This is a genomic window from Hymenobacter elongatus (genome assembly GCF_004745955.1).
GTDB lineage: Bacteria > Bacteroidota > Bacteroidia > Cytophagales > Hymenobacteraceae > Hymenobacter > Hymenobacter elongatus.
In genome coordinates, this window is the sequence record NZ_SRLD01000078.1 from 1 (window position 1) to 6,788 (window position 6,788).

Genomic DNA, 6,788 nt, shown 5'->3' on the forward strand with positions numbered 1-6,788 from the left:
GCTGCAAAACCTACAAAACCTACTCCACCAAGATGATGCCTTACTGGCTGCCGTGCACCAGCGGGCACGAGCTAATACCCCCAAGCACCCCCGGCCGCACGCCCCTTAACCTGCCAAAGTAGAGTTATGTAGTCACGCAAAAGTAATCGTAGCAAAAAAGGCCGGCATGCTTTATCTGGCGTCCGCTTGTCGAAGCATCTCTACTGCGTCACTAACCCTTCTGACTGGAGTACATGCGTGGTAGAGATGCTTCGACAAGCGGACGCCAGATAAAGCATGACGTTCTAAATTCAACACGTTTACTTCTGCACGACCACTTAATTCAGGAACCAGTCTAACAATTGTATGACGCCTGCTCGTCGCGCCGACCAAAAAAACGCTTACCGCTTCTTCGATTTGGCGGCTTGCTGCCGGTCGCGCATCAGCGCCCGCAGCTCGTCTTCTTTGGAGGTGGGCGGCAGCAGCCGGTACTGCGAGCCCAGCTTCTCTACGCGCACCAGCCGGGCCCCGCGCAGCTCCTCGCGCAGCGCGCTGAGCCGGGAATATTCGGCGTAGAGATGCGCGGCAAACAGCGCCACCTGCGGCCGCAGCGACTCGAAGGCATTGAGCGCCGTCAGCCAGGAAACAATGCGCTGGTATACGTCGCGGCCCCGGCCGTTAAGGCTGTCCTGCAATAAGGCTTCGGTGTGTTCCATCACGGCATCGAGGCATTCGTTGGGCCGGGTGCGGGCGGCCAGCGCCAGCACGGCCGGGCTGGTGCGCTGCCAGCCCCAGTTGTGGCGCAGCAGGTAGGGCAGCAACTCGGCGTCGCGGTTTTCGGCGGCCAGCAGCTCGGCCCCAAACAGCAGCCCGGCATCCGACCGACTGCCCAGCGCCAACTGCTCTTCCACAAACTGCTGCCGCCGCGCGGCACTCCAGTAGCGTTTCAGCTCGTGGTAGTCGTCGAGGCTGTGGGCGTTGCGGCAGCGCTGCTCCAGGGCCGCCAGGTACAGGGGCTCGTCTTCGGCGGGCGTCAGGTGGGTGAGAATATACGGGTTGAGCTGCGGGTAGAAGCGCGGTTGCCACTGGCTGAGTACGCGCAGCAGGGTCGGCCGGTCGTGGTGCTGACGGTAGTGGTCGAGCAGTTGGATGGTCAGCGTGACGTCCTGGTCGGCAAACTCCTCGGCCGTACGCAGCCACAGCGCGTCGTCGGCCAGCACTTCGGCCACGCGCAGCAGCACGTGGGCCAGATCGATAGTCGTTATCGGCCTCTGTTCCAGCAGCGGCAGCAGGCGGGTGGCCGTGGCCGGGTCGTGGGCCAGGCCGTGCAGCAGCGGCTGGAAATAGGCCGGCAGCGGCGCCGGGGCCGGATAGCGCCCAAACAGCAGCGCCAGCGCGGCTTCGGTTTCGGCGGCCGCAAACGGCCGCGTTTCCAGCAGCGCCTCCACCCCAAGCTCGCTCAGCCGGTTCAGCCAGCATTCGAGCACGTGCTGCGGGTAGCCTTCGTAGCTGAACAGGTCGTAGTCGTCGTCGGCCGGCTCGGTGGCCGCGGCCGCGCCCTCGCACACGCCTATCCAACAGCGCAGCGCCTCGGCAAGCCGGCCGCCCTGCACGGCCGCCGCCACGGCCAGCGCGTAGGGTTCCAGCACTTCGGCAATGGCCGCGTTGGCCAGCTCCAGCATTCCGTCGCCCTCGTCATAGCGGTAGTCTTCGTAAAATTCGGCGTGCTCGCTCAGCTGCTCGTCATCAAAAGCCAGGTCCGACAACGCTTCGTACACCTCGGTGCTGATGCTGTCGGGGGTGGCTTCGGCGGGGGCAGCAGCGGCGACCGGCGGCGCGGCTCCGGCGGCTCCGGCGGGCGCGACGCGGGCCAGAAACTGCTGGCGCAGGTCGGGGCGGGCGCGCAGCAGCTCGGCCAGAAACGCCAGCTGCGTGTCGGCGGCAGTATCGCGCAGGGCGGTTTCCAGCACTTTGGGGCTGTTTTCCAGGGAATCCGGCCAGGCTGCGGCTTGCAGCTGCGGCCCGAATTTGTGTAGCACCGCCAGCCCCAGCGCCACCCGGTGCTTGCAGATGCCCTCAAAATCGTAGGGGCAGGTGCAGCGCAGCCGGTCACCCGCCGGCAGCAGCGTCAGCTTCACCTGGTAGCGGCCGGAGGAGCCGCGCACCTTGGCCGTGAACGTGTCGGCCTCCCGGCTGATGCTACCCACGGAGCCGTCGCGGAAATAGGCTTCGCCCCGCGCGAAGCTCGCCGGCGAGGACAGGGATTGAAGATACTGGCGCGTAAACATGGGCGTAAAGGCTGATTAAGGAGCGCTGCATTTCGTCCGGGGCGGGGCCAGCGGGCCGCAGCTACTGTCAGCCCGAATATAGCAGCCCCCGGCCGCACTCTGGCAAAGCGGGCCGCCGCCGGGGCAGCTTTCGGCCCCCACCCACCGGGAAACCGCGGTAAACCGCCGTATCGACCTGCCTCTGATCAACTCAAAACACCCCGCCCCCAACGGCCCTAGCGGCCGGCTCCCCCGCTCCCTTCGGAAAGGGGGCCGGGGCCTGAGGCGCACCGTTGCGTCTTTCCCGGCATTTCCGCGTATTTTCGCCGCTTCACACGCAGCAGAGAACCCATGCCCGGCTACCATCCCCAGGATATTGAGAAGAAGTGGCAAGCCCACTGGAAAGACCAGCAGACTTTCAGGGCCGATAACGCCTCCGCGAAGCCCAAATACTACGTGCTCGATATGTTCCCGTACCCTTCCGGGGCGGGGCTGCACGTGGGGCACCCGCTGGGCTACATTGCCTCCGATATCGTGTCGCGCTACAAGCGGCTGCGGGGCTTCAACGTGCTGCATCCCATGGGCTTCGACTCGTTTGGGCTGCCCGCCGAGCAGTACGCCATCCAGACCGGCCAGCACCCGGCCCTCACCACCGAGCAGAACATCGGCACCTACATCCGCCAGCTCAGCTCCCTGGGTTTCAGCTACGACTGGAGCCGGGAGGTGCGCACCTCCGACCCGGCCTACTATAAGTGGACGCAGTGGATTTTCCTCAAGCTGTTCAACTCCTGGTACAACCTGGACACGAACCAAGCCGAGCCGCTGAAAACCCTGCTCGATAAGTTTGCCGAAAACGGCAGCGCAGGAATCCGCGCGGCCGGCGACGAGGAAGAGCGTCACAGCTTCACCAACGGGCAGTGGAAGCTGTTCAGCGAGAAGCAGCGCCTGCAGGCCGTGCACCCCTACCGCCTGGCCTACCAGCAGGACACCTACGTGAACTGGTGCCCCGGCCTGGGCACGGTGTTAAGCAACGACGAAGTAAAGGACGGCCTCTCCGAGCGGGGCGGCTTCCCCGTGGAGCGCCGCCTGATGCCCCAGTGGAACCTGCGCATCACCGCCTACGCCGACCGCCTCCTCCAGGGCCTCGATACCCTCGACTGGCCCGACGCGGTGAAGGAAATGCAGCGCAACTGGATCGGCAAAAGCATCGGCGCCGAAGTCGAATTCAGAATTCAGAATTCGGCTGAGGAATCCGCCGAGGACCAACAACCAACAACCAATACCCAACAACCAACCATCAAGGTCTACACCACCCGCGTGGACACGATTTACGGCGCGACGTTTCTGGTGCTGGCCCCCGAGCACGAGCTGGTAGCCGAGCTGACCACGCCCGGGCAGCAGGCCACCGTTCAGGACTACATCGATGCCACCAAGCGCCGCTCGGAGCGCGACCGGATGGCCGACACCAAAACCGTGTCGGGTGCCTTCACCGGCTCTTTCGGTATCAACCCACTCAGCGGCGAGCCGGTGCAGATCTGGATTGCCGACTACGTGCTGGCCGGCTACGGCACCGGCGCGGTGATGGCCGTACCCAGCGGCGACCAGCGCGACTACGTGTTTGCCAAAAACTTCCGCCTGCCCATCATCCCGGTTACCGATGCCCAGCAGATTGAGGAGCAGGCCGACCCGACCAAGGAAGGCCGCTACATCAACTCCGAGCTGATCAACGGCCTCACCTATAAGGAAGCCACCCACAAGCTGATTCAGCACCTCGAAGCCAACGGTATCGGCAAAGGTAAAACCAACTTCCGCATCCGCGACGCCATCTTCGGCCGGCAGCGCTACTGGGGCGAGCCGATTCCGATTTACTACAAGGAAGGCGTGGCCTACGGCGTGGCCGAAGCCGACCTGCCGCTGGTGCTGCCCGAAATCGACGAGTACAAGCCCACCGAAACCGGCGAGCCGCCCCTGGGCCGCGCCAAGGACTGGAAATACAAAGGCCTCTACGACTACGAGCTGAGCACCATGCCCGGCTGGGCCGGCTCCAGCTGGTACTACCTGCGCTACATGGACCCGCACAACGCCGAGCGTTTCGTGGGCGAGGAAGCCGAGCAGTACTGGCAGAATGTCGACTTATATCTCGGTGGCGCAGAGCACGCTACGGGCCACCTGCTCTACTCCCGCTTCTGGCACCTGTTCCTGAAAGACCTCGGCCTGGTGACGGCCAATGAACCGTTTCAGAAGCTCATTAATCAGGGCATGATTCTGGGCCGGTCCAACTTCGTGCATCGGTTGAGTGACATCTGGGGCTATGACATTCAAGATTCCAAGGAGCCAGAATGGATGGAAGTAGAGCCAACTGTATTTATTTCAAATGAACTCCACCAGAGACTTAATTCTGGAAAGTCAAGTGCTACCGAAAAAGCTTGGGTAGAGTCAAAATTGAATGAGAAGGCCATTTTCTGGAATGCCATTAACAGTAAGAGTGTCTCATTGAAAGTAAATTTCGATGACATAGATTTTAGTAAGTCTCAGCCAATTCATGTTGATGTTTCATTAGTTGACAACGATATCCTCGATATACAAGCATTAGAGAAATGGCGTACCGACTTTGCAAACGCGCTTTATATTAGCGAGCCAGATGGACAATTCATTTGTAGTTGGGAAGTCGAGAAGATGTCGAAGTCGAAGTACAACGTGGTGAGCCCGGACGTGCTGATTGAACGGTACGGAGCCGACGCGCTGCGCCTCTACGAAATGTTCCTGGGCCCCTTGGAGCAGTACAAGCCCTGGAACACCAACGGCATGAGCGGCGTGGCGGGCTTCCTCAAGAAGCTCTGGCGCCTCTACCATCCCCAGGATGGTGGCTTCGCCGTGACCGACGAAGCCGCGGCCCCCGCCGAGCTGAAGGCTCTGCACAAGGCCATCCGCAAAGTGGAAGAGGACATCGAGAAGTTCAGCTTCAACACCACCGTCAGCGCCCTGATGATTACGGTGAACGAGCTCACGGCCCTCGACTGCCACAAGCGCGCCGTGCTGGAGCCGCTGGTGGTGCTGCTTTCGCCCTACGCGCCCCACCTGGCCGAGGAGCTGTGGGTGGAGCTGGGCCACGCGGCCGGCAGCATCAGCAGCGCCACTTACCCCGAATTCCGCGAGGAGTTCCTGGTGGAAGACACCGTGAACTACCCCGTGGCCATCAACGGCAAGGTGCGCGAAACCCTGCAGTTCCCGGCCACCGCCACGGCCGCCGACATCGAAGCCGCCGTCCGCGCCTCCGACTTCCTGGCCCGCTTTGCCGAGGGCAAGGAAGCCAAGAAGTTCATCGTCGTGCCCGGCCGCATGGTGAACGTGGTGGTGTAAATCGACCTGCCATTTTATGAAGAAGGCCCGCTGGATAGTTCCGGCGGGCCTTCTTCATTGAATACTTCCTATAAAAGCTGGTTGCGTTAGCGCTGGAACGGTGTAGAGACGCATACTTGCGTCTCGTCGGCCGCGCCGACATAACGATTTTCGTTCGACGACAAGACGCAAGTATGCGTCTCTACACCGTGCTGACGGCTCTTACGCTAACTCAACCAGCTTCTAACACACCTGTTCCTTCATCTAGAGCAAATTTCAGGTCGGTGTACGGCATGTATAGACGCGACCCTTCGCGTCTCGGCGTTGAACGATGCGGGAACACCAAACGGCGCGAACAGCAGACGCGAAGGGTCGCGTCGCTACACCCCTACACCAACCCAAGAACCGCTCTAGCATACGCAGAGCGAAGGCCCTGCCTCAGTTGACTCGCCAAAGGTTGATCCATGTAAAAAGCCCTTTACCATCGCGTGGCAAAGGGCTTTCTGCATTTAACAGACCGTATCACTTATCGGAGGAAGGTCCTTCGCTCCGCTTCGCTACACTCAGGATGACAGGCGAAATGGGTCGGCAACTTGGTGGTTATTCCCCGCTCAGCAGCTCGGCGCGTTTGGCTTTGGGCAGCGACGCGATGATGAGGTCGTAGGAGTGGTCGGTCCACTCCCGGAGCTGGCGGTCGGTGGCGCCGGTACCGATGCGCACCGTGTTCCAGTGCTTCTTGTTCATGTGGTAGCCGGGCAGCACGTAGTCGTGTTCGTCGCGCAGCCCGACGGCCCGTTCCGGGTCGCACTTCAGGTTGATGCTGCCAAAGGTGTCGATATCAGTGAGGGCGAAGACCTTGCCACCGGCCTTGAACACCAGCGTTTCGGGGCCGAAGGGCGTTTCTTCGGTCACGCCGGGCTTGAGCAGGCAGTAGTCGCGGAAGTCTTCGATGTTCATAGCAAGCGCACTATAAAGACCGTCACGCTGAGTGCAGCCGCAGTATCTCGCGTGCTGACATCTAGCTAGTAATCCAACGATGCCAGGCGAGATGCTTCGACAAGCTCAGCATGACGGTCCTTAGAGCCTATCCAAATAGGCATTATTTTCGGGTATGGCAACGACTCAAGAATTCATCATTTCCGATGCCTTGTGGGAGCGTCTGCGGCCGCTGCTGCCGGTGCATACCCCGAAGGCTCATCCCCT

Annotated in this window: 3 protein-coding genes; 1 reads left to right on the forward strand and 2 read right to left on the reverse strand. The window is 61.6% G+C overall.

Features of this window, described 5'->3' with window-relative positions:
* Window positions 1–380: 380 nt before the first annotated feature.
* The gene (locus tag E5J99_RS20515; RefSeq protein WP_135499678.1) at window positions 381–2,267 is read right to left on the reverse strand and encodes an SWIM zinc finger family protein; all 1,887 of its coding nucleotides are present in this window, start codon (window positions 2,265–2,267) and stop codon (window positions 381–383) included.
* Window positions 2,268–2,597: 330 nt separating this feature from the next.
* Between E5J99_RS20515 and E5J99_RS20520 the strand changes: the two genes are divergently transcribed.
* Window positions 2,598–5,606 (forward strand): leucine--tRNA ligase, encoded by a 3,009-nt coding sequence (locus E5J99_RS20520; RefSeq protein WP_135499679.1) that lies wholly within the window; start codon window positions 2,598–2,600, stop codon window positions 5,604–5,606.
* A 579-nt stretch (window positions 5,607–6,185) separates the two neighbouring features.
* Here E5J99_RS20520 and E5J99_RS20525 read toward each other — a convergent pair.
* Window positions 6,186–6,542, reverse strand: a complete 357-nt coding sequence (locus tag E5J99_RS20525) for an MmcQ/YjbR family DNA-binding protein (RefSeq protein ID WP_135499680.1) — start codon at window positions 6,540–6,542, stop codon at window positions 6,186–6,188.
* Window positions 6,543–6,788 lie beyond the last annotated feature (246 nt).